At 62.9% G+C, this 22,752-nt stretch carries 16 protein-coding genes, 8 tRNA genes and 3 pseudogenes; 7 read left to right on the forward strand and 20 right to left on the reverse strand.

What is annotated here, in order from left to right; genetic code table 11:
• Positions 1-6 precede the first annotated feature (6 nt).
• Both gloB and XANALMUS060_RS13000 read left to right on the forward strand, forming a co-directional pair.
• A complete protein-coding gene (gloB, locus tag XANALMUS060_RS12995; protein ID WP_045738792.1) occupies positions 7-783 on the forward strand; it encodes a hydroxyacylglutathione hydrolase in 777 nt (258 codons plus the stop codon).
• A complete protein-coding gene (locus XANALMUS060_RS13000; RefSeq protein WP_045738793.1) occupies positions 780-2,003 on the forward strand; it encodes a lytic transglycosylase domain-containing protein in 1,224 nt (407 codons plus the stop codon). The genes gloB and XANALMUS060_RS13000 overlap by 4 nt, the downstream gene beginning before the upstream one ends.
• 249 nt (positions 2,004-2,252) lie before the next feature.
• Here XANALMUS060_RS13000 and XANALMUS060_RS13005 read toward each other — a convergent pair whose 3' ends face one another.
• The 14 genes from XANALMUS060_RS13005 to XANALMUS060_RS13070 form a co-directional block, all read right to left on the reverse strand.
• The gene (locus XANALMUS060_RS13005) at positions 2,253-4,241 is read right to left on the reverse strand and encodes a peptidylprolyl isomerase (protein WP_045738794.1); all 1,989 of its coding nucleotides are present in this window, start codon (positions 4,239-4,241) and stop codon (positions 2,253-2,255) included.
• Between the two features lie 188 nt (positions 4,242-4,429).
• A tRNA-Asp gene (locus tag XANALMUS060_RS13010) sits at positions 4,430-4,506 on the reverse strand.
• Positions 4,507-4,625: 119 nt separating this feature from the next.
• Positions 4,626-4,702, reverse strand: a tRNA-Asp gene (locus XANALMUS060_RS13015).
• A 27-nt stretch (positions 4,703-4,729) separates the two neighbouring features.
• Positions 4,730-4,804, reverse strand: a tRNA-Val gene (locus XANALMUS060_RS13020).
• A gap of 11 nt (positions 4,805-4,815) precedes the next feature.
• Positions 4,816-5,133 carry an HU family DNA-binding protein gene (locus XANALMUS060_RS13025; RefSeq protein ID WP_255352375.1) on the reverse strand — a complete coding sequence of 106 codons (318 nt, stop codon included), beginning with the start codon at positions 5,131-5,133 and terminating at the stop codon, positions 4,816-4,818.
• 179 nt (positions 5,134-5,312) lie between these two features.
• Positions 5,313-7,784: an endopeptidase La gene (gene lon / locus XANALMUS060_RS13030; RefSeq protein WP_045738795.1), complete on the reverse strand. Its 2,472-nt coding sequence runs from the start codon at positions 7,782-7,784 to the stop codon at positions 5,313-5,315.
• A gap of 174 nt (positions 7,785-7,958) precedes the next feature.
• A complete protein-coding gene (gene clpX, locus XANALMUS060_RS13035) occupies positions 7,959-9,245 on the reverse strand; it encodes an ATP-dependent Clp protease ATP-binding subunit ClpX (RefSeq protein ID WP_012915123.1) in 1,287 nt (428 codons plus the stop codon).
• 129 nt (positions 9,246-9,374) lie between these two features.
• Positions 9,375-10,001 (reverse strand): ATP-dependent Clp endopeptidase proteolytic subunit ClpP, encoded by a 627-nt coding sequence (gene clpP / locus XANALMUS060_RS13040; RefSeq protein ID WP_045726940.1) that lies wholly within the window; start codon positions 9,999-10,001, stop codon positions 9,375-9,377.
• A gap of 134 nt (positions 10,002-10,135) precedes the next feature.
• On the reverse strand, positions 10,136-11,431 hold the full coding sequence (gene tig, locus XANALMUS060_RS13045; protein WP_045738796.1) for a trigger factor: 1,296 nt from the start codon (positions 11,429-11,431) through the stop codon (positions 10,136-10,138).
• Positions 11,432-11,635: 204 nt separating this feature from the next.
• A tRNA-Leu gene (locus XANALMUS060_RS13050) sits at positions 11,636-11,720 on the reverse strand.
• A gap of 92 nt (positions 11,721-11,812) precedes the next feature.
• Positions 11,813-11,888 (reverse strand) — tRNA-Lys (locus tag XANALMUS060_RS13055).
• 76 nt (positions 11,889-11,964) lie between these two features.
• Positions 11,965-12,041 (reverse strand) — tRNA-His (locus XANALMUS060_RS13060).
• Positions 12,042-12,077: 36 nt separating this feature from the next.
• Positions 12,078-12,154, reverse strand: a tRNA-Arg gene (locus tag XANALMUS060_RS13065).
• Between the two features lie 44 nt (positions 12,155-12,198).
• Positions 12,199-12,275: transfer RNA gene (locus XANALMUS060_RS13070), tRNA-Pro, on the reverse strand.
• A gap of 157 nt (positions 12,276-12,432) precedes the next feature.
• Here XANALMUS060_RS13070 and XANALMUS060_RS13075 point away from each other — a divergent pair.
• On the forward strand, positions 12,433-13,206 hold the full coding sequence (locus XANALMUS060_RS13075) for a Bax inhibitor-1/YccA family protein (RefSeq protein WP_082065121.1): 774 nt from the start codon (positions 12,433-12,435) through the stop codon (positions 13,204-13,206).
• A gap of 95 nt (positions 13,207-13,301) precedes the next feature.
• On the opposite strand, the pseudogene XANALMUS060_RS13080 reads toward XANALMUS060_RS13075, so the two are convergent.
• The 3 genes and pseudogenes from XANALMUS060_RS13080 to grxC (XANALMUS060_RS13090) form a co-directional block, all read right to left on the reverse strand.
• A pseudogene (locus XANALMUS060_RS13080) lies at positions 13,302-14,310 on the reverse strand (isocitrate dehydrogenase).
• 168 nt (positions 14,311-14,478) lie between these two features.
• The gene (locus XANALMUS060_RS13085) at positions 14,479-14,877 is read right to left on the reverse strand and encodes a carboxymuconolactone decarboxylase family protein (RefSeq protein WP_045738798.1); all 399 of its coding nucleotides are present in this window, start codon (positions 14,875-14,877) and stop codon (positions 14,479-14,481) included.
• Positions 14,874-15,185, reverse strand: a complete 312-nt coding sequence (gene grxC / locus XANALMUS060_RS13090; RefSeq protein ID WP_045738799.1) for a glutaredoxin 3 — start codon at positions 15,183-15,185, stop codon at positions 14,874-14,876. The genes XANALMUS060_RS13085 and grxC (XANALMUS060_RS13090) overlap by 4 nt, the downstream gene beginning before the upstream one ends.
• A 139-nt stretch (positions 15,186-15,324) precedes the next feature.
• On the opposite strand from grxC (XANALMUS060_RS13090), the pseudogene XANALMUS060_RS22120 reads away from it, so the two are divergent.
• A pseudogene (locus XANALMUS060_RS22120) lies at positions 15,325-15,603 on the forward strand (M48 family peptidase); the annotation flags it as partial.
• Here XANALMUS060_RS22120 and XANALMUS060_RS13095 read toward each other — a convergent pair.
• From XANALMUS060_RS13095 to grxC (XANALMUS060_RS13105), 3 genes and pseudogenes are all read right to left on the reverse strand, one after another.
• Positions 15,604-16,575, reverse strand: a pseudogene (locus XANALMUS060_RS13095) (isocitrate dehydrogenase); the annotation flags it as partial.
• A gap of 168 nt (positions 16,576-16,743) precedes the next feature.
• Positions 16,744-17,142 carry a carboxymuconolactone decarboxylase family protein gene (locus XANALMUS060_RS13100; protein ID WP_045738798.1) on the reverse strand — a complete coding sequence of 133 codons (399 nt, stop codon included), beginning with the start codon at positions 17,140-17,142 and terminating at the stop codon, positions 16,744-16,746.
• Positions 17,139-17,450: a glutaredoxin 3 gene (gene grxC / locus XANALMUS060_RS13105; protein ID WP_045738799.1), complete on the reverse strand. Its 312-nt coding sequence runs from the start codon at positions 17,448-17,450 to the stop codon at positions 17,139-17,141. The genes XANALMUS060_RS13100 and grxC (XANALMUS060_RS13105) overlap by 4 nt, the downstream gene beginning before the upstream one ends.
• 139 nt (positions 17,451-17,589) lie before the next feature.
• Between grxC (XANALMUS060_RS13105) and XANALMUS060_RS23065 the strand changes: the two genes are divergently transcribed.
• From XANALMUS060_RS23065 to phoR, 3 genes are all read left to right on the forward strand, one after another.
• Positions 17,590-20,628, forward strand: coding sequence for a M48 family metalloprotease (locus XANALMUS060_RS23065; protein ID WP_343122978.1), 3,039 nt, complete (start codon positions 17,590-17,592; stop codon positions 20,626-20,628).
• A gap of 39 nt (positions 20,629-20,667) precedes the next feature.
• On the forward strand, positions 20,668-21,357 hold the full coding sequence (phoB, locus tag XANALMUS060_RS13120) for a phosphate regulon transcriptional regulator PhoB (protein WP_045738800.1): 690 nt from the start codon (positions 20,668-20,670) through the stop codon (positions 21,355-21,357).
• 66 nt (positions 21,358-21,423) lie between these two features.
• Complete coding sequence (gene phoR, locus XANALMUS060_RS13125; protein ID WP_045738801.1) at positions 21,424-22,749, forward strand: phosphate regulon sensor histidine kinase PhoR; 1,326 nt, start codon at positions 21,424-21,426, stop codon at positions 22,747-22,749.
• Positions 22,750-22,752: the final 3 nt, after the last annotated feature.

Raw genomic sequence — 22,752 nt, forward strand, 5'->3', positions numbered from 1 at the left:
GATTCTATGCGACTGATCACCCTGCCGGCATTCCAAGACAATTACATTTGGGCAATCGCCGCAGACGATGGGCAGGCATTACTGGTCGATCCCGGCCAGGCCGAACCGGTGTTCGAGGCCGCAGCGCAGGGATTGCAGCCAGCGGCGATCCTGCTCACCCATCACCACGACGATCACATTGGCGGCGTCTCGGCCCTGCGTGCGCGGTGGCCGGAACTACCGGTATACGCGCCGGAGGATCCGCGCATCGATTGCGCCAGCCAGCGGGTCGGCCACGGCGACAGCATCCAGGCGTTACACTGGCGGTTCGACACCATCGCCGTCCCGGGCCACACCCGCTCGCATTTGGCCTATGTCGGCCATGGCTACTTGTTCAGTGGCGATACCCTATTCAGCCTGGGATGTGGACGCATGTTCGAAGGTACGCCTTCCCAGATGTTGACTTCGCTGCAACGGCTCTCTGCCCTACCTGGCCAGACGCTGGTGTGCTGCGGGCATGAATACACCCTGGCCAATGCGGCATTCGCCGTCATGGTCGATCCCACCAACGTCGCCCTGCGGCAGCGCTATCAGGAAGTCCAGGCCATGCGCCATGCCGCACATCCCACTGTCCCGGTCACACTCGCTAGCGAGATGGCGACCAATCCGTTCTTGCGCACGGCCTCGCCTGCGATCCGGCGGGCTGTCGGTGCCCGCCTCGGCCACGCGGCGGACGACACAACTGCGCAGGACGTGGACATCTTCGCTGAATTGAGGCGCTGGAAAGACGCTTTCCACGCATGAAAGCGCTGGCTTTCACTGCCGCGCTGACGTTGGCGTCGGCATTGCCCTGCACGACGATTGCCACGCCGCTGGGTACCACGCTGGAACAGACCATGGCCGGGGTGAACGCGTTACCCGCGGATCCAACATCGCTACCACCCGCGACGACCCGCAATGGCCGCGACATCCTGGCACGCTTCCGCGACGGCCTGGCCGACGCGCACTGCGATGCCAGCACCAGCGATTCGCGCTCGCAGCAGCAGTTCGCGCACGCACCGGCACGCCTGGCCAACGCGGACGAAGACGTGCTGCCGCTGTTCGGTTACGTGATCGATGAACTGCGCGCGGTGAACTTGCCGACCGAGTTCGCACTGATCCCGTTCGTGGAGAGCGGCTATCGACCGGCCGCGCGTAGCCGCCGCAATGGTCCGGCCGGCTTGTGGCAGTTCATTCCCGCCACCGCACGTCGCCACGATGTCGCGGTGGAAAGCAGCTATGACGGCCGCTTGTCGGCAGTGGAATCCACACGCGCCGCATTGCGCTATCTGCAGACGCTGCACGGGATGTTCGGCGGCGATTGGCGGCTGACGCTGATGGCGTATAACGGCGGCGAATCTCGCGTCCTCCAGTCCGTGCGCCACGCTGGCATGAATGTCCACGGCACGCACCCGGATAAATTGCCGGGCATGGCGTCGGTCACCTACGCCTACGTCGAGAAACTGCACGCACTGGCCTGCGTGCTGGAGCAGGCCCAGACCCACGCCGAATGGATGGCATCGCTGGATCGGGACGTGCCCATCCTGCAAGCGCAGATCCTGCCAGCCGGCATGGCCCTGGACGACTGGGCTCGGCAGCGGACACTACCGAGCAACCAGCTCGCACGGCTCAATGCCGCCCTCGACAACAGACGTCACAACAAGCGCGCACTGCCCGTGTTGGCACCGCTCGGGATGAGCAGCGGCTCAGCACTTGCCCAGCGCGGCACGCCAACGTCACAGGACACGGCAACAGCGATCGCCGCCAGCGCCAGCAGCACCACGACCAGCGCATCGGCGATGCCTACTACTACCGGTCCGCGCCCATCCAGGCCACGCCGACACACGCATACGGTCCGCGATGGCGACACCGCCTGGAGCATCGCCAAGCGCTATGGCATCACCGTACAGGCGTTACTGACACAAAACGGATTGTCGGCAGGCAGCCTGCTGCGTCCCGGCATGGTCTTGAACTACGCAGACTGAGACTGCATGCCCCGGCCATAAGCATGAGGGGTGCGCGCACCGCCTCATCCAGCGGAACGAGCAGCGTCGCGTGGTAGGCGCGAAACGCGCCGCAGTCGGATGAACAGGCGTACCGACGATGCGATATGGCGCACGCCGCAAACAGACGAACCGACCGCGAACGCACGCCGACACGCCCTCACCCTCCCAAACGCGACAGGCCCGGCAATGCCGGGCCTGTCGTACATGCCATCAAGGCAGGAGATCCGTTTACAACTGCGCTTCCTGCACGCTCACCTTGTAACGCTTGCGCATTGCATCGACATAGGCCTTGGCATCGGCCGCACCTTCGAGCTGCGCCAACTGCTGCTTGAACATAGTCTGTTGCTCGGCCGGCACTTTACTCAAATCGCCAGGCGTTACCTTGGTGACCGCGAACAGCGCATAGCGCTTGCCACCTGTACCCGGCGCCGCAGGCAAGACGACCTTACCGAACGACGGCTTGCCAGCGATCGGCAGCGGTGCGCTGAAGATCGTGCGATTGGCTTCGGGGCTAGGCATCGGCGCGCTGCGCGACAGAGCGGGCATCGGGTTGATCTGCAACTTCTCCGGGCCAGCCAGCGCCTGCAAAGGCTCGCCCTTGCGCAACCGTGCCAGCAAGGCATCGGCCTTGGCTGACGCCGCTTTGGCGGCACGGTCGGCATGCACTGCGGCGATCACCTGCTCGTGCACCTTGGCCAACGGCAGGACCTGCTCCAACTGGTGCTTGGTGACACGGATCATCACGCTATGGTTCGGCCCCAGGTTGATCGGGTCGCTGACCGTACCGTCTTGCACCAGCGCGTCGGAGAATGCCGCCCGCAATACTGCCGGCTGTGCCGCGATACCACTGGCGCTGGCGCGGGTGAACGGCCCCAGGGTCTGCACCGGCAAGCCGACGTCCTTCGCCGCCGATGCCAGCTCGGTCGGGTTCTTGTACACCTCGTCCACCAGCTTGCCACTCAGTGCGCTTAAGGCCTTTTCGTTGTCGGCCTGCAGTTGTTCGGCGGCGAGCTGGTCGCGCACCTGTTCGAACGACTTGCCCTTGCCTCCCTTGACCTCACGCAGTTGGATCACGTGATAGCCAAACGTGCTCTTCACCGGGCCGACGATCTCGCCGGGCTTCATCGCAAACAACGCATCCTCGAATGGCTTCACCATCACGCCCTTCTCGACCCAGCCTAGATCGCCGCCCGCGTTCTTGGAACCGGGATCGTCGGAGTTGGCACGGGCCAATGCGGCGAAATCGGCACCGGGTCGCTTGGCCTCGGCGGCCAGCTTGATCGCCTTGGCTTCAGCCGCCTTCTGCGAAGCCGCGTCCTTGCCGGCGCTGATCAGAATGTGCGAGGCAAGGCGTTGATCGGGTTCGACGAAGCGGGCTTTTTCTTCCTCGTAGCGCTTGCGCAAGGTGGCCTCGTCGGCCGGCTTGGACGGCGGCAAGTTGGCCGCGTTCAATTCGACATACTCGATCGACACGGTTTCCGGCTGCTTGAAGTCGGAAGTATGCGTGTCGTACCACTGCTGCACCTGCGCATCGCTGACTGGCGTGGTGTCGGCGGGCATCTCCGGCAGCAGCGCCAACTCCACATCGCGGGTCTCGCGCAGCATCTTCATCAGACGCTCGGCTTCCTGTTTGCTGACAAACGCCGATTCCATCAGGCCAGTGGGAATGACCGATTGTTGCAGCGCATCGCGCACCAGTTGCTGGAACATGGCCGGCGTGCGCGGCGGCGTGCCCGACGCCAACGCCAAACGATAACGCTCCGGATCGAACTTGCCATCGTTCTGGAAAGCCGGAATGCTGGCGATGTAATCGCGCACAGCGGCATCGCCGATGGCCACGCCGGCCTGCTCTGCGGCCAGCTTGACCACCTGCTCGTCGATCAGTTGGTCCAGTACTTTGCGCTTGTTGTCGATACTTTCGAACTCGCGCGGGTCGAATGCCTCGCCCTGCTGCTGGCGTGCCTGCTGACGCGCCTGCTCCAAGCCCATGCGGAATTGTTCCGTGCTGATCTCTTGATGTTGCCACAACAAGGAGACAGGCCACCACGACGGCGCCGATGACCACCATGACGGCGGCGCCTGCACCTTGGCCACGTTATTGGCACCGACGCCACCAAGGTAGCTGGTATCGATGACGAACAAGAACGGAATCATCAATAGGCCAATGATCGCAGTGGCGATCCAGCCCGAGGTCTTTTCGCGAAGTGTCTGCAGCATTGGGAACCAAAGGCCTATTAGCAAGCCCAACAGTTTAACCCGCTTCACACCCCGCAGAGGAGGGCTACGCCGGACGAAATGCGCCACAAGAGCAAGGAGCCAGAGAACGCGGGCGCCACGCACCGAAGAAACACGGAAAAGACATAAATAAAAAACCCCCCGATCACTCGGAGGGTTTGCGTGCAACGTGGCGGAGTGGACGGGACTCGAACCCGCGACCTCCGGCGTGACAGGCCAGCATTCTAACCGACTGAACTACCACTCCGCATTCGAACGGTGACAGGCACAATGGCCTGTTTTCCCGGAGCGGCCCGGCCGGAATGAAACGCGGCGCGGTTCCTGCGAGAAAAGAAGCCTCTGATTTCTCAGAGGCTTCTGTACAACTGGCGGAGTGGACGGGACTCGAACCCGCGACCTCCGGCGTGACAGGCCAGCATTCTAACCGACTGAACTACCACTCCGCTTTTTAAACTTGCTGCCTGGTGCTTTGGTGGGTGCTGAGGGTTTCGAACCCCCGACCCTCTCCGTGTAAAGGAGACGCTCTACCGCTGAGCTAAGCACCCCAGCGAGTCGATTAGTTTACGGCATCCTTCAGCGCTTTGCCAGCCTTGAAGGTCGGGTTCTTCGAGGCGGCGATCTTGATGGAGTCACCGGTCTTCGGGTTGCGGCCAGTGCGCTCGGCACGGTCGCGCACCTGGAAGGTGCCGAAGCCCACGAGGGTCACGCTGTCACCCTTCTTCAAGGCCTTGGTGACTTCGGACACGAAGGCATCGACGGCACGACCAGCTTCGGCCTTGGAAATATCGGCAGCAGCGGCGATAGCGTCGTTCAGTTCGGCTTTATTCATTTCTTGATGACTCCATGTGCGGCAGAACGCCGCGGAATTAAGGATCGGGTATAGGCTTGGCCTGCCTCGCCTGACGAAGCCCCGATTGATTTGCACTACCGAGCATATCCGTTTAAGGCGCTCTTAAGCCTTACATTTATACCAGCGGGCACATACCCGCGCAAGCCGAAAAGCCAGCAACGGCGAGGGTTTGAGCTACTTACGTGAACCCGGTTCAGCGCGCGTCAGTGCTTAACGCGCGCATTCGACGACGCCTTCTGCTTGCGCCGTACCGGTGCCTGCTCGCCGTCAGTGGTGGCAGCCTTGGGCGTCAGCGGCCGCTCCAGCGCCAGATCGAGCACTTCGTCGATCCACTTCACCGGCACGATCTTCAGATCGCGGGTCACGTTCTCTGGGATGTCGGCCAGATCCTTGCGGTTTTCCTCTGGAATCAACACGGTGCGGATGCCACCACGCAACGCGGCCAGCAGTTTTTCCTTGAGCCCGCCAATCGCCGAGACGCGCCCACGCAAAGTGATCTCGCCGGTCATCGCCACGTCGGCCTTCACTGGCACCTTGGTCAGCATGGACACCAGCGAGGTCACCATCGCGATGCCTGCGCTGGGACCATCCTTGGGCGTGGCGCCATCGGGCACGTGCAAGTGCACATCCTGCTTCTGCAGGAAGTCGGCCTCGATGCCGAGCCGCTCGGCGCGCGAGCGCACTACCGATAGCGCGGCAGAGGCCGATTCCTTCATCACATCGCCGAGTTGGCCGGTCAGGATCACCGCCCCCTTTCCCGGCACCAGGGTCGATTCGATCTGCAGCAGGTCGCCACCAACCTCGGTCCAGGCCAGCCCCGTGACCAGACCGATTTCATTCTGCTCCTCGGCACGACCGAAATCGAAGCGACGCACACCCAGATACTTTTCCAGATTCTTGGAGCCGACGCTGACCCGCGCCTTGTCCTTGCCCGCGCGCCCTTTCTTCGCCGTCATTTTCTTTGCCACGGCCGCCGGCTGCGGACCGGCCAGTGCGATCTCCTTGACCACCTTACGGCAGATCTTGGCGACTTCGCGCTCGAGGTTACGCACGCCGGACTCGCGCGTGTAGTAACGCACGATGTCGCGGATCGCATCGGCGCCTATTTCCAATTCGTCCTGCTTGAGCCCATTGGCTTTGAGCTGCTTGGGCGTCAGGTAACGCGTGGCGATGTTGAGCTTCTCGTCCTCGGTATAGCCGGGGATGCGGATCACCTCCATGCGATCCAGCAGCGGACCGGGGATATTGAGCGAATTGGAGGTGGCCACGAACATCACTTCGGACAGATCCAGGTCCACTTCCAGATAGTGATCGTTGAAGGCGTTGTTCTGCTCCGGATCGAGCACTTCCAGCAGCGCCGAGGACGGATCGCCACGGAAATCCATCGACATCTTGTCGATTTCGTCGAGCACGAACAAAGGATTCTTGCTGCCGATCTTGTTGAGATTCTGCACCATGCGGCCCGGCATTGAACCGACGTAAGTGCGGCGATGTCCGCGAATCTCCGCCTCGTCGCGCACGCCACCCAGCGACATCCGCACGAACTTGCGATTGGTGGCCTTGGCAATGGACTGACCCAGCGAGGTTTTGCCGACACCCGGCGGCCCGACCAGGCACAGGATAGGCCCCTTCATCTGCTTCACCCGCGACTGCACGGCGAGGTACTCGAGGATGCGCTCTTTGACCTTCTCCAACCCGTAGTGATCGGCATCCAGGGTTTCCTGTGCCACCTTCAGATCTTTGCGCACCTTGCTGCGCTTCTTCCACGGCACGCCCAGCAACCAATCGAGATAGTTACGCACTACCGCGGCTTCGGCCGACATCGGCGACATTTGCCGGAGCTTGTTGAGCTCGGCCTTGGCCTTGGTCTCCACCGGCTTGGGCATACCCGCCTCGGCGATCTTGCGCGCCAGTTCCTCCAGCTCACCCGGCGCATCGTCGAGGTCACCCAGTTCCTTTTGGATCGCCTTCATCTGCTCGTTGAGGTAGTACTCGCGCTGGCTTTTCTCCATCTGCGATTTGACCCGACCACGGATGCGCTTCTCCAACTGCTGCACGTCGATTTCGCCATCGACCAGACCGACCAGCATCTCCAGCCGCTCGCCCACCTGGAGCATTTCCAACAGGCGTTGCTTGTCGGCCAGACGCACGCCGATGTGTGCGGCGATGGTATCGGCCAGACGTCCGGGCTCATCGATGCCCGACAGCGTCTGCAACAATTCCGGCGGCAATTTACGGTTGGTCTTGACGTATTGCTCGAACAGCGACATCAACGAACGCGCGATCGCCTCCACTTCACGCTCCTCGCGTGACTCGGCGGCATCGATCTCGCGGCCTTCGCCCTGGAGCGCACCGTCGCGCTCGACCACTTTGTTCACGCTGACACGCGACAGACCTTCGACCAGCACCTTGATGGTGCCATCGGGCAACTTAAGCAGTTGCAGCACCTGCGCCAACGTACCGACGTTGTACAGATCGACCGCCACCGGATCGTCGGTCTCGGCGGATTTCTGCGCGACCAGCAGAATGCGCTTGTCTGCCTCCATCGCATGCTCGAGCGCACGCATGGATTTGTCACGACCGACGAACAGCGGGATGACCATATGCGGAAAGACCACCACGTCGCGCAACGGCAACACCGGCAGGTCGAGGACTTCGGATGGAGACTGGGCCATGAGGATTCCGATATGGGAGGCGGGGACGCGTGACGCGCGGCCATAAAAACGCCGATGGCCCCGTTATGGGGCCATCGGCAGGATGATGCAAGGGCGCAGAAAGATATTCTTCCTTTTCAGCGACTTACCGCACAGTCTGGAGCTGCCGCAGGATCGGCGCAGGTGCCATTCGGCTCACTCCGCAGAGGCCAGCTTGGCCGGCGCCGGAGGCGTCTGGTAGATCAGGTAGGGTTCGGACTTGTGCTCGATCACCGACTCGTCCACGACCACCTTGCTGACGTTTTCCTGCGACGGCAGTTCGTACATGGTGTCCAACAGCACGGACTCGACGATGGTGCGCAGGCCACGTGCGCCCGTTTTGCGCTTGAGCGCTTTCTTGGCGATGGCCAGTAGTGCGTCCTGACGGAATTCCAGTTCCACACCTTCCATCTCGAACAGCTTTTTGAACTGCTTGGTGATCGCGTTCTTCGGCTCGGTCAATATCTTGATCAACGCCGGCTCGTCCAGCTCCTCGAGCGTGGCCACTACCGGCAGACGACCGACGAACTCGGGAATCAGACCGAACTTGATCAGGTCTTCCGGCTCGACCTCGGCCAGGATCTTGCCGACTTCGCGCTTGCGCTCGACACTCTTGACCTTCGCGCCGAAGCCGATGCCACCGGCATCGTTGGAACGCTGTTGGATCACCTTGTCCAGCCCGGCAAAGGCACCGCCGCAGATGAACAGAATATTCTTGGTGTCCACCTGCAGGAATTCCTGCTGTGGATGCTTGCGCCCGCCCTGCGGCGGCACCGAGGCCACCGTGCCTTCGATCAGCTTCAGCAGTGCCTGCTGCACGCCTTCGCCGGACACATCGCGGGTGATCGACGGGTTCTCGCTCTTGCGCGAGATCTTGTCGATTTCGTCGATATAGACGATGCCATGCTGCGCCTTGTCGACGTCGTAGTCGCACTTCTGCAGCAGCTTCTGGATGATGTTCTCCACATCCTCGCCGACATAGCCGGCTTCGGTCAATGTGGTCGCATCGGCGATGGTGAACGGAACATTGAGCAAACGCGCCAACGTCTCGGCCAGCAACGTCTTGCCAGAACCGGTCGGGCCGACCAGCAGGATGTTGGACTTGGCCAGTTCGACCTCGTCGTTCTTCTGCCGGCTCTCGATACGCTTGTAATGGTTGTACACCGCCACGGCCAGCGTGCGCTTGGCGCGTTGCTGGCCGATCACGTACTGGTCGAGCACTTCCAGAATTTCGCGCGGCTTGGGCAGGCTACTGCGTGCGGACTGCGCCTTTTCCTCGAGCTCCTCGCGAATGATGTCGTTGCACAACTCGACGCATTCGTCGCAGATGAACACACTCGGCCCCGCAATCAGCTTGCGGACCTCGTGTTGACTCTTCCCGCAGAACGAGCAGTAAAGAATCTTGTTGCTGTCGCCGGAACGGCCTTGCCGGTCTTCGCTCATTAGCTTCGCTTACCCAGTTACCCCACCCGATGCACGGGGGTTCGATTTCGAGAATAACACAGGGCCGGATGGACGCTAGCCCGACCCCGACCCTGCGGAATACGCCACGTTTTCCAGTACATGCAAGCCTTATGCCGGCTGGATCGACTCATCAGGGCGACGCTCCAACACCTGATCGACGAGCCCGTAGGACTGCGCATCGGCGGCACTTTTGAAGTTATCGCGCTCGGTGTCGCGGGCAATCGTTTCCAGCGACTGGCCCGTGTGCTTGGCCAACACCTCGTTCAGTCGCGCACGCAGGGTCAGAATCTCACGCGCGTGGATGTCGATATCGGTCGCCTGCCCCTGGAAGCCTCCCAGCGGCTGGTGGATCATCACCCGCGAATTCGGCAATGCGTAGCGCTTGCCGGCCGCACCCGAGGCCAGCAACAGCGCGCCCATCGACGCGGCCTGACCGACGCAGATGGTGCTCACGTCCGGCTTGATGTATTGCATGGTGTCGTAGATCGCCATGCCTGCGGTGACCACGCCACCTGGGGAATTGATGTAGAGGCTGATGTCCTTTTCCGGATTGTCCGCTTCAAGAAACAGCAACTGCGCCACGACCACGTTGGCCATGTGGTCGTCGATCGGGCCGACCAGGAAAATAAGGCGCTCTTTCAATAAGCGCGAGTAAATATCGTAAGCACGCTCGCCGCGACTGGTCTGCTCGACCACCATCGGAACCATATTCAAGGCCTTGGTTACATTGTCCACGCGGTGATCTCCTGCTGCTGTGTGTCGTGCCTGCACGGGTGTGCAGGGTTTCTCATGTCCACTCCGCAACTGCGGAGGCATGGGCTTACATCCGCAACCCGCATGCACGATGCGGGCCACGGCATGGTGCCACCTTATTGGCGGATCGCTTCCTGGAACGTCATCGCCTGCTCGGTGTGCTGGGCGCGCTCGGCGATCCAATCGATCACCTGCTCTTCCATCACGCGGCTCTGCAGCCCCCCCATCAATTGGGGATCGTTGCGGTACATCTCAATGACCTGCTCCGGCTCCTCGTAGGTCGAAGCGATCAGGCGCAGCGTCTCCGAAACCCGCTTGGGGTCCAAACGCAACTCGTTGCGGCGCGCGACCTCGCCAACCAACAAGCCAACCAGCACGCGCTTGCGTGCGGCATCCAGGAAGCCCTGATGCGCATCGTCCGGCACCTGACCCGGATCGCGACCGGCGCGACGCATCTGCTCGACCTGTTCGGCCAGCATCGCGCGCGCCTCGTTCTCGACCAGACGCGGCGGCATCTCCACCGACGCATAGGCAACGATCAGTTGCTCACCCACCTCGCGGCGCAGGCGATTCATCAGCGCCCCCTTGAGCTCCCGCTCCAAGTTGACACGAATGTCTTTGCGGAACTGCTCGAGATCACCGCTCTTCACGCCAAAGCTCTTGATGAACTCCTTGTCCACCTCCGGCAACACCGGGGCAGCGACCTCGACCGCCTTCACATGCACCTGCACCTGCTTGCCGGCGAACTGCGGCACGCGCCAGTCGGCAGGAAAATCGACCGAAAGGGTCTTTTCCTCGTCCTTGGACAGGCCGAGCAAGCCCTGCTCGATCGCCGGGAACATGACACCCGAGCCGATCACGCTGCTGCCCTTCTCCACACCTTCGGCGGGCAAGCGCTCATCACCCACCTGCGACCAGGTCTCCAAGGTCACCAGATCGCCATCCTGCGCCGCACGCCCAGCCGGCTGCCAGGTACGGCGCTGTAGACGCAGGTTCTCGATCATCTGCGCGATGTCGGCGTCGGTGACCTCGGCGGTATGACGAATGACCTGCAACGCGGAAACGTCGATATCGCCAAACTCGGGCACCACCTCGAACGTCGCCACGAACTGCAACGCGTTGTCGTCGGCGCGGTCAATACGCGGATTGCCAGCCAGACGCAGCGCGTGCTCGCGCACCGCCGAGTCGAAGGTCTCGCGCAGCAGGCCATCCAACGCCTCGGCGCGGATCTGCGGCCCGAAACGCTGCTCGATCACCTTGGCCGGGATCTTGCCGGGACGGAAGCCCTTGATCCGAGCGGTGCGCGCGACTTCGCGCAGGCGACCGCCGACATGGCTTTGCAGACGCTCCTCCGGCAAGGTGAAAGTCAAACGCCGTTCCAGGTTACCGGTGGTTTCGATCGAAGCTTGCATGTGGACTCCTGCCACCGGGAGCGAACGGCTCTCGGCACGATATAGAAGAATACGGATTGGACGCGGGCACGGGACGACCGCAGCCGGATAGTTTGGCCTATTCCCGCCATGCCTGCCAGGGCAAGGCCGAACGCCATGAGCCAGCGACACGGGAAGAGGCTGACCTATCAGGCCTTGAGACCCATGCCAGACCTGACCGATGGATGGTGCGAAAGAGGGGACTCGAACCCCTACGCCTTGCGGCACTGGTACCTAAAACCAGGGCGTCTACCAATTCCGCCACTTTCGCGCTTTGGCGCCGAACGCGCCTACCGGCACACATTGTTGCAGGCTATGCGGAAAAGAAAAAGGCACCTGTTTCAGCAGGCGCCTTTCTATTTTTGGTGGGCCGTCAAGGATTCGAACCTTGGACCTATTGATTAAGAGTCAACTGCTCTACCAACTGAGCTAACGGCCCTAAAACTTAGTCGCACATCGTATGTGCTTTCTGGCTTTCTTGCAACATCCCGAAAAGCAGCGGTTCACGCGGTCAATGGGGTGGCTGAGGGGACTCGAACCCCCGACATCTGGAATCACAATCCAGTACTCTAACCAGCTGAGCTACAGCCACCATTGAACACTTGCACTGCCTGCCAGACGCCGATGTTGGCGCGCCCGACAGGAATCGAACCTGTAACCGCCGGCTTAGAAGGCCGGTGCTCTATCCAGTTGAGCTACGGGCGCCCATTCCGGATTGTCGCATTCCTCTGAGCCGTTGCACATCGGATTGGTCGGGGTAGAGGGATTCGAACCCCCGACATCCTGCTCCCAAAGCAGGCGCGCTACCAGACTGCGCTATACCCCGGCAGAACACCCCTCGCGGCCGAGGCTGCGAAGGTCGGCTATTGTGGGAAGCTGACGCCTCCCTGTCAACGTCGCGCGCGTGCGACATCGCCTGCGCTATGCTCGACGCCTAGCACCGACATCAGTCGGAGCGATTTTTTACTTGGAGAAACAGCATGATCCGCAGCGGCAACCCTGCGCTGAAAGAATCCACCTTCCTCGACCTCGGCAGCGGCGCGGTGATCGCGCGCGATGGCGGAGCGATGACCCTGAACGGCACCGTCAACAAAACCGGCGCCCTGCTGCTGCTGACCGTTTTGACCGCCGCATTCGCATGGAGCCAATCGCTTTCGGTCGATGCCGCAGGCCGCGAGGTGGTCGCATCGGGCGTGATCGGCTACGTCCTGGGCGGCGCGATCGGTGGCTTCATCCTGGCCCTGATCACCACGATGAAAAAGCAATGGTCGCCGATCACCGCGCCGCTGTATGCGCTGGTGGAAGGCTTCTTCCTTGGATCGATTTCGGCACTGTACGAACATCGCTTCAACGGCATCGTGATGCAAGCAGTCATGCTCACCTTCGGCACCTTGTTTGCCTTGCTGTTCGCTTACCGCAGCGGCGTGATCAAGGCCACCGAAAACTTCAAGCTGGGCGTGGTCGCGGCCACCGGCGGCATCGCCCTGGTGTATCTGGCGACCGCCGTGCTGGGCCTGTTCCACATCCAGATTCCCTACATCCATGGCTCGGGCACGGTCGGCATTGTGTTCAGCCTGTTCGTGGTCGTGGTGGCAGCGCTGAACCTAGTGCTGGACTTCGATCTCATCGAGAGCGGCGTAAAACAGGGCGCGCCCAAATACATGGAATGGTATGGCGCGTTCGGCCTGATGGTCACGTTGGTGTGGCTGTATATCGAGTTCCTGCGCCTGCTGTCGAAGCTGCAATCGCGCAATTGACGGCATCGGCACGCATCCCGCGAGCCCCGATCCACAACGCAACAGGGCGCCGCATGGCGCCCTGTTTTTTTTGACCGATTCCGCCACACTTCGCCTCACAGACGGCTGGCGATGGCCTTGGCAAAGCCCATTGGTGTTGCCACTGCCGCCCAGGTCCGGCGTCAACCCGTCCTTGGCATCCAGCGTGGCGACGATGGCATTGCGCAAACGTTCGGCATTCTGCGGCTGGCCGATGTGGTCCAACAGTTGCGCCGCACCCAGCAGCAGCGCGCAAGGATTGGCCTTGCCCTGCCCGGCGATGTCCGGGGCGGAGCCGTGCACGGCTTCGAAGATGGCCGCATCCACACCGATGTTGGCACCCGGCGCCAGGCCGAGGCCGCCAACGAGACCGGCGCACAGGTCCGACAAAATGTCGCCGAACAGGTTGGTGGTGACGATGACATCGAATTGTTCCGGGCGCATCACCAACTGCATGCACGCGTTATCGACGATCATTTCCTGGAATTCGATCTCCGGATAGTGCGCCGCGACTTCGCGCGCCGCTTTCAGGAACAAGCCCGATGTGGACTTGATGATGTTGGCCTTATGTACCGCAGTGACCTTCTTGCGGCCGGTCGCGCGGGCCAGATCGAAAGCATAGCGGACGATGCGCTCGGAGCCCTTGCGGGTGACCTTGGCCATCGACAGCGCGGTCTCGCCATCGGCCGACACTTCCTGGCCTTCGCTCAAATATGCGCCTTCGGTGTTCTCGCGCACAGTGATCAAATCCACCCCGGCACCGAAGCGCGACTTGGTATTGGGGAACGACTTGGCCGGACGCACATTGGCGTACAGATCGAACTGGCGGCGCATGGCCACATTGATCGAGCTGAAACCCTCGCCCACCGGCGTGGTCAGCGGACTCTTGAGCGCGATCTTGTTCTTGCGGATCGATTCCAGCGTCGCGGCAGGCAACAGGTCGCCATGTTTCTCCAGCGCAACCAGACCAGCGTCGGCATACTCGTAGGTGAGGCCAGCGTTCAGCGCATCGAGCACGAACAGGGTGGCGTCCATGATCTCGGGGCCGATGCCATCGCCACGGATGATCGTGATTGTCTGCGTCATAAAATTGCCGATTCCGTACAGAGAAGGAGCGCCGCCCGGAAACCGGGCTGCAGGCGCAAGGAGGTTTCAAGTGTAATTATGCCCGAAGCGGGCGAAAGCACCCAAACCGCGCCAGCCCCGCCAGCGCGCCATCGGCACGAGTCGGGGGGAGCGCGACGGGAGACAGCGTCAATCATGCGCATGCGCCGCCGGCGCGGCGGCACCGGCGTCGAGAGTATCCAGAAAATCCACCGCACGGCGCAGGTGTGGGATGACGATCGAGCCGCCGACCACCAGCCCCACCGAGAAGGTCTCGAAGAATTCCTCGCGGCTGACTCCCGCGTCCTTGCACTGGGCCACGTGGTAACTGATGCAGTCGTCGCAACGCAGTACGAGCGAGGCGACCAGACCGAGCAGCTCCTTGGTCTTCACGTCCAACGCACCGGCCTGGTAGGTCTGCGTATCCAGCGCGAAGAAGCGCCTGACCACCTGATTCGGCTCGTCCAGAATGCGCTGATTCATGCGTTGCCGGAACTCGGTGAATGCACGCACGCGCTCCTCGGCACCGCCCTCGCCCACCGCACTCATCCCTGTCCACCGGAAGCATGGGCATCGAGCAGCGGTTCCAGCTTGCCGGCCCGATGCAGCGCCATCATGTCGTCGTAGCCGCCCACATGGACATCGCCGATGAAGATCTGCGGCACGCTGGTGCGATGCGTCAGGGCGACCATCTTGTCGCGCTCGGCTGGATCCAGATCGATCCGCACCTCGCTCCAGCTACATCCCTTACTTTTGAGGAAATTCTTGGCCGCCACGCAGTAGGGACAGATCGCGGTGGAATAAACAGTGATCGGCGGCAGGCCGGCCTGGTCAGCCTCGACGGTTGGGTTGTCCACGGGAAACTCCGGGCAATCTGGAAGGTCTAAGTCACTATGGTAGCGCCTGGGTGGATTTTCGAGTCCGCAGCCGCAACACTGCGGATCACTCTGGTCTCACCGCCGTCTCCGGACGCCACCTGGCGCCCGCCAGCCCCACATGGAGCCTGTCTTGCGCCTGCTGCCGCTTGCCTTCGCGATCACCCTCACCATCGCCTGCGCCGTTGCGCCGGCACAGGAGAACAAACTACCGGACATCGGCTCCTCGGCTGGCGAATTGCTGACCCCGGCGCGGCAGGCCGAGTACGGCAAGATGATGCTGGCCGAATTGCGCAGCTACGGCTATGTCCTGGAGGACCCCTTGATCGAGGACTGGTTGCAGACCATCGGCACCCGACTCGGTGCCAACAGCGATCAGCCGCAGCAGAAGTTCACCTTTGGTGTTGCCACTGCCGCCCAGGTCCGGCGTCAACCCGTCCTTGGCATCCAGCGTGGCGACGATGGCATTGCGCAAACGTTCGGCATTCTGCGGCTGGCCGATGTGGTCCAACAGTTGCGCCGCACCCAGCAGCAGCGCGCAAGGATTGGCCTTGCCCTGCCCGGCGATGTCCGGGGCGGAGCCGTGCACGGCTTCGAAGATGGCCGCATCCACACCGATGTTGGCACCCGGCGCCAGGCCGAGGCCGCCAACGAGACCGGCGCACAGGTCCGACAAAATGTCGCCGAACAGGTTGGTGGTGACGATGACATCGAATTGTTCCGGGCGCATCACCAACTGCATGCACGCGTTATCGACGATCATTTCCTGGAATTCGATCTCCGGATAGTGCGCCGCGACTTCGCGCGCCGCTTTCAGGAACAAGCCCGATGTGGACTTGATGATGTTGGCCTTATGTACCGCAGTGACCTTCTTGCGGCCGGTCGCGCGGGCCAGATCGAAAGCATAGCGGACGATGCGCTCGGAGCCCTTGCGGGTGACCTTGGCCATCGACAGCGCGGTCTCGCCATCGGCCGACACTTCCTGGCCTTCGCTCAAATATGCGCCTTCGGTGTTCTCGCGCACAGTGATCAAATCCACCCCGGCACCGAAGCGCGACTTGGTATTGGGGAACGACTTGGCCGGACGCACATTGGCGTACAGATCGAACTGGCGGCGCATGGCCACATTGATCGAGCTGAAACCCTCGCCCACCGGCGTGGTCAGCGGACTCTTGAGCGCGATCTTGTTCTTGCGGATCGATTCCAGCGTCGCGGCAGGCAACAGGTCGCCATGTTTCTCCAGCGCAACCAGACCAGCGTCGGCATACTCGTAGGTGAGGCCAGCGTTCAGCGCATCGAGCACGAACAGGGTGGCGTCCATGATCTCGGGGCCGATGCCATCGCCACGGATGATCGTGATTGTCTGCGTCATAAAATTGCCGATTCCGTACAGAGAAGGAGCGCCGCCCGGAAACCGGGCTGCAGGCGCAAGGAGGTTTCAAGTGTAATTATGCCCGAAGCGGGCGAAAGCACCCAAACCGCGCCAGCCCCGCCAGCGCGCCATCGGCACGAGTCGGGGGGAGCGCGACGGGAGACAGCGTCAATCATGCGCATGCGCCGCCGGCGCGGCGGCACCGGCGTCGAGAGTATCCAGAAAATCCACCGCACGGCGCAGGTGTGGGATGACGATCGAGCCGCCGACCACCAGCCCCACCGAGAAGGTCTCGAAGAATTCCTCGCGGCTGACTCCCGCGTCCTTGCACTGGGCCACGTGGTAACTGATGCAGTCGTCGCAACGCAGTACGAGCGAGGCGACCAGACCGAGCAGCTCCTTGGTCTTCACGTCCAACGCACCGGCCTGGTAGGTCTGCGTATCCAGCGCGAAGAAGCGCCTGACCACCTGATTCGGCTCGTCCAGAATGCGCTGATTCATGCGTTGCCGGAACTCGGTGAATGCACGCACGCGCTCCTCGGCACCGCCCTCGCCCACCGCACTCATCCCTGTCCACCGGAAGCATGGGCATCGAGCAGCGGTTCCAGCTTGCCGGCCCGATGCAGCGCCATCATGTCGTCGTAGCCGCCCACATGGACATCGCCGATGAAGATCTGCGGCACGCTGGTGCGATGCGTCAGGGCGACCATCTTGTCGCGCTCGGCTGGATCCAGATCGATCCGCACCTCGCTCCAGCTACATCCCTTACTTTTGAGGAAATTCTTGGCCGCCACGCAGTAGGGACAGATCGCGGTGGAATAAACAGTGATCGGCGGCAGGCCGGCCTGGTCAGCCTCGACGGTTGGGTTGTCCACGGGAAACTCCGGGCAATCTGGAAGGTCTAAGTCACTATGGTAGCGCCTGGGTGGATTTTCGAGTCCGCAGCCGCAACACTGCGGATCACTCTGGTCTCACCGCCGTCTCCGGACGCCACCTGGCGCCCGCCAGCCCCACATGGAGCCTGTCTTGCGCCTGCTGCCGCTTGCCTTCGCGATCACCCTCACCATCGCCTGCGCCGTTGCGCCGGCACAGGAGAACAAACTACCGGACATCGGCTCCTCGGCTGGCGAATTGCTGACCCCGGCGCGGCAGGCCGAGTACGGCAAGATGATGCTGGCCGAATTGCGCAGCTACGGCTATGTCCTGGAGGACCCCTTGATCGAGGACTGGTTGCAGACCATCGGCACCCGACTCGGTGCCAACAGCGATCAGCCGCAGCAGAAGTTCACCTTTTTCATGCTGCGCGACCGCCAGATCAACGCCTTCGCCACCCTCGGCGGCTATGTCGCGGTCAATGCCGGGCTGGTGTTGGTCGCCGAGCGCGAGGACGAAGTGGCCGCCGTGCTGTCGCACGAGATCGCCCACATCACCCAGAAGCACGTGCTACGCGGGGTGGAGCGCGCGCAGCGCGACCAGGTGCCAATCCTGCTCGGCATGCTCGCCGCAGTGGTGGCCGCGCAGCAAGCCGGTGGCCGCTCCGGCGGTCAGGCGACCCAGGCGGCGATCGCCAGCGGCTTGGGGCTGATGCAACAACGGCAGATCAATTTCACCCGTTCCAACGAGTCGGAAGCTGATCGCCTGGGCATTCGCACCCTGGCACGCAGCGGCTACGACGTCGATGCGATGGCCGGCTTCTTCGACCGCATGTCGCTGGCGATGCGCGGCAACCAGGGGGGCTACACCACACCGGACTTCCTGATGACCCACCCGGTCACCGCCACCCGCATCAGCGAAGCGCACGAACGCGCCGAGCAGATGAAGAAGAACACCCTGACCTTGGTCACCAGCGTACCGGGCGGCACCTTGCAAGAACGCGTCGACCCAAACGACGTATCGCTCAGCCAGCCCCTGGGCGCACCGAGCAATCCATTACTGCCAGGCAACCTGCAACTACCGTTCACCAGCTATTCGCACGGTGTCAGCGGCCAGTTCGATTGGGCGCGCGAGCGCTTGCGCGTCCTCAGCGCCAACACCCCGGCCGATGCAGTCCGCGAATACGAGGCCCTTCGCCAAGGCAGCAAGCAGGGCCTGAGCGATGCGCAGCGCTATGGACTGGCGCTGGCGCGGTTACGCGGCGGTGGCAGCCCGCAGGAAGCCGCAAAGACACTGGAGAGCTTGCTGCAAGCCCACCCGGACAACTGGTGGCTCAGTCTGGCGGTAGCCGAAGCGGAGGCCCGAAACGGGCACCCCCAACAAGCCGAGCAACACTTCGACGCCCTGCTCAAGCGTATGCCCAACAACCGCGCGATCGCGCTGAGCTTCGCCACAGTGCTCAACGAACAAGGCGGACGCGGGGCGGGGAAGCGGGCACAGGCCGCGCTACGCCCACTCCTGGGCGCGGCGACGGAGGACCCGATATTCCAACGCATCTTCGCCCGCGCCTGCGAGCTGGCCGGCGACGACACCCGCGCCGGCGAAGCCTACGCCGAAGCCGCCTACCTGAACGGACATCCGGAACAGGCGCTGATCCAACTGAATAACCTGAAGAAGCGCGGCGATCTGGATTACGTGTCACGTTCACGGATCGATGCGCGCATCGCCGCCATCACCCCGACCGTACTGGAATTACGCCGCATGCTGCGCGACCGCCAGATCAACGCCTTCGCCACCCTCGGCGGCTATGTCGCGGTCAATGCCGGGCTGGTGTTGGTCGCCGAGCGCGAGGACGAAGTGGCCGCCGTGCTGTCGCACGAGATCGCCCACATCACCCAGAAGCACGTGCTACGCGGGGTGGAGCGCGCGCAGCGCGACCAGGTGCCAATCCTGCTCGGCATGCTCGCCGCAGTGGTGGCCGCGCAGCAAGCCGGTGGCCGCTCCGGCGGTCAGGCGACCCAGGCGGCGATCGCCAGCGGCTTGGGGCTGATGCAACAACGGCAGATCAATTTCACCCGTTCCAACGAGTCGGAAGCTGATCGCCTGGGCATTCGCACCCTGGCACGCAGCGGCTACGACGTCGATGCGATGGCCGGCTTCTTCGACCGCATGTCGCTGGCGATGCGCGGCAACCAGGGGGGCTACACCACACCGGACTTCCTGATGACCCACCCGGTCACCGCCACCCGCATCAGCGAAGCGCACGAACGCGCCGAGCAGATGAAGAAGAACACCCTGACCTTGGTCACCAGCGTACCGGGCGGCACCTTGCAAGAACGCGTCGACCCAAACGACGTATCGCTCAGCCAGCCCCTGGGCGCACCGAGCAATCCATTACTGCCAGGCAACCTGCAACTACCGTTCACCAGCTATTCGCACGGTGTCAGCGGCCAGTTCGATTGGGCGCGCGAGCGCTTGCGCGTCCTCAGCGCCAACACCCCGGCCGATGCAGTCCGCGAATACGAGGCCCTTCGCCAAGGCAGCAAGCAGGGCCTGAGCGATGCGCAGCGCTATGGACTGGCGCTGGCGCGGTTACGCGGCGGTGGCAGCCCGCAGGAAGCCGCAAAGACACTGGAGAGCTTGCTGCAAGCCCACCCGGACAACTGGTGGCTCAGTCTGGCGGTAGCCGAAGCGGAGGCCCGAAACGGGCACCCCCAACAAGCCGAGCAACACTTCGACGCCCTGCTCAAGCGTATGCCCAACAACCGCGCGATCGCGCTGAGCTTCGCCACAGTGCTCAACGAACAAGGCGGACGCGGGGCGGGGAAGCGGGCACAGGCCGCGCTACGCCCACTCCTGGGCGCGGCGACGGAGGACCCGATATTCCAACGCATCTTCGCCCGCGCCTGCGAGCTGGCCGGCGACGACACCCGCGCCGGCGAAGCCTACGCCGAAGCCGCCTACCTGAACGGACATCCGGAACAGGCGCTGATCCAACTGAATAACCTGAAGAAGCGCGGCGATCTGGATTACGTGTCACGTTCACGGATCGATGCGCGCATCGCCGCCATCACCCCGACCGTACTGGAATTACGCCGCCCAGGGCGTACAAGACGAGGAAATGCAACGGCACTGAAACGCGACCGTCGCATGCGTCACTTAATCGCAACAAAACCGTAGTCTACTGGCGATCTCTCTCCCCAGTTCCACGGTGCCGTTGTGCAGAAACGCATCCTGATCGTCGACGACGAGCCCGCCATCCGCGACATGGTTGCGTTTGCCCTGCGCAAGGGGGACTTCGAGCCGGTGCATGCCGGCGACGCGCGGGAAGCGCAGAGCCTGATCGCCGACCGGGTTCCGGACCTGATCCTGCTGGACTGGATGCTGCCCGGTACCAGTGGCCTTGAGCTGGCACGGCGCTGGCGCAAGGATGCGATGACCCGCGAAGTGCCGATCATCATGCTCACCGCCCGCGGCGAGGAGAACGACCGGGTCGGGGGCCTGGAAGCCGGCGTGGACGACTACGTGGTCAAGCCGTTTTCCGCGCGCGAGTTGCTGGCGCGGATCCGTGCGGTGATGCGCCGCACCCGCGAGGACGACGAGGACGGCAGCGTTTCGGTCGGCAACCTGCGCATCGACGGCGCCGCGCACCGGGTGTTCGCCGGCGACGCGCCGGTTCCGATCGGTCCGACCGAATACCGCCTGCTGCATTTCTTCATGACCCACCCCGAGCGCGTGTACAGCCGCGCACAGTTGCTGGACCACGTGTGGGGCGGCAGCGTGTACGTGGAGGAGCGCACCATCGACGTGCACATCCGCCGTCTGCGCAAGACGCTCGAACCATTCTCCGTGGAAAACATGGTGCAGACCGTGCGTGGCTCTGGCTATCGCTTCTCTGCATCCATCTAACCACCGCCTTCGCCTGCGCTAAGACGGGCGGACGGATCACTCTTTTTGCGACAGGCTGCGTTCCCGATGCCCCGCCACATCCGCTCCGCCTGGTTGAAAACCCTCGGCACGCTCGCCGTGCTGCTCCTGTCGGCATTGCTGGCCGGCTGGATCGGCGACCACATCTGGATGGCGCTGACCCTGATGTCGCTGGCGGTCATGGCCTGGCACTACTGGCGGCTGCGCCGGGTGCTGAGTCGACTCACTGCGCGTCAACGCTGGGAACCCCCGGCCGGGACCGGCGTGTGGAACGAACTGGACAGACTGCTCTACCGCAGCCAAGCGGAAATGCGCACCCGTAAGCGACGGCTGCTGGACATGCTGCGCGCCTACCGCGCCGCCGCCGCCGCATTGCCGGATGCGGTGGTGGTGATCGATCGCAATAGCCAGCGCATCCAATGGTTCAACGAGGCCGCGGGCACGCTGCTCGGCCTCCATCACCCCAGCGATCTCGGCGTCCTGGTGGTGGAACGGCTGCAGCCAATGCCGTTGGCGCACTGGCTCAGTGACGGGCGCAATGCCGAACCGATGCTGGACACGCCTTCGCCAGTGAACGATCGGCTGCGTCTGAACCTGCGCCTGATCCCCTATTCCGAAGACTATTGGCTGATGGTCGCACGCGACGTCAGTAAGCTGCTGCAACTGGAGCAGGTACGTCGCGATTTCGTCGCCAATGTTTCCCACGAGTTGCGCACGCCACTGACCGTGGTGCACGGCTATCTGGACATGCTCGACCCGGAGGATTTCCCCGATTCTGGGCAGATGATCGCCGAGATGCGCAAGCAATCGCAGCGCATGACCCAACTGGTCGAGGACCTGCTCACGCTCTCGCGGCTGGAGTCGCAGGAGCATGCCAACGAAGAGAGCATTGCGATGGGGCCGATGCTGGCCACGCTACGTCGCGAGGCCGAAGCGCACAGCCAGGGCCGCCATCACATCGAAGTGCACGACAACGCCGACTGCGACCTGATCGGGTCGAACAAAGAACTGCACAGCGCCTTCTCCAACTTGGTGACCAACGCGGTGCGCTATACCCCGGCCGGCGGCACGATCCATATCCGCTTTGCCCGCGAAGGCGACGGCGCGGTGCTGTCGGTGCGCGACAGCGGCTACGGCATTCCGGCACATCATCTGCCGCGTATCACCGAGCGTTTCTACCGGGTCTCCAGCAGCCGTTCGCGCGAAAGCGGCGGCACCGGGTTGGGGCTGTCGATCGTCAAGCACGTGCTTGGCCTGCATCAGGCGCGCCTGGGAATCGAGAGTGAAGTCGGCAAGGGCAGCACCTTCTCCTGCCATTTCGGCGCAGGGCGCGTGCATCGGCGGCAGGAACATGCCACCCTGTTCCATGCCTAACGA

It is taken from the genome of Xanthomonas sp. MUS 060 (assembly GCF_000963215.1).
Taxonomy (GTDB): Bacteria; Pseudomonadota; Gammaproteobacteria; order Xanthomonadales; family Xanthomonadaceae; genus Xanthomonas_A.

Coding starts and splice junctions, on each gene's coding strand:
- gloB (WP_045738792.1), top strand. CDS start 7: ATGCGACTGATCACCCTGCCGGCATTCCAAGACAATTACATTTGGGCA.
- XANALMUS060_RS13000 (WP_045738793.1), top strand. CDS start 780: ATGAAAGCGCTGGCTTTCACTGCCGCGCTGACGTTGGCGTCGGCATTG.
- XANALMUS060_RS13005 (WP_045738794.1), bottom strand. CDS start 4,241: ATGCTGCAGACACTTCGCGAAAAGACCTCGGGCTGGATCGCCACTGCG.
- lon (WP_045738795.1), bottom strand. CDS start 7,784: ATGGCCCAGTCTCCATCCGAAGTCCTCGACCTGCCGGTGTTGCCGTTG.
- clpX (WP_012915123.1), bottom strand. CDS start 9,245: ATGAGCGAAGACCGGCAAGGCCGTTCCGGCGACAGCAACAAGATTCTT.
- tig (WP_045738796.1), bottom strand. CDS start 11,431: ATGCAAGCTTCGATCGAAACCACCGGTAACCTGGAACGGCGTTTGACT.
- XANALMUS060_RS13085 (WP_045738798.1), bottom strand. CDS start 14,877: ATGAGTGCGGTGGGCGAGGGCGGTGCCGAGGAGCGCGTGCGTGCATTC.
- XANALMUS060_RS13100 (WP_045738798.1), bottom strand. CDS start 17,142: ATGAGTGCGGTGGGCGAGGGCGGTGCCGAGGAGCGCGTGCGTGCATTC.
- XANALMUS060_RS23065 (WP_343122978.1), top strand. CDS start 17,590: ATGGAGCCTGTCTTGCGCCTGCTGCCGCTTGCCTTCGCGATCACCCTC.
- phoR (WP_045738801.1), top strand. CDS start 21,424: ATGCCCCGCCACATCCGCTCCGCCTGGTTGAAAACCCTCGGCACGCTC.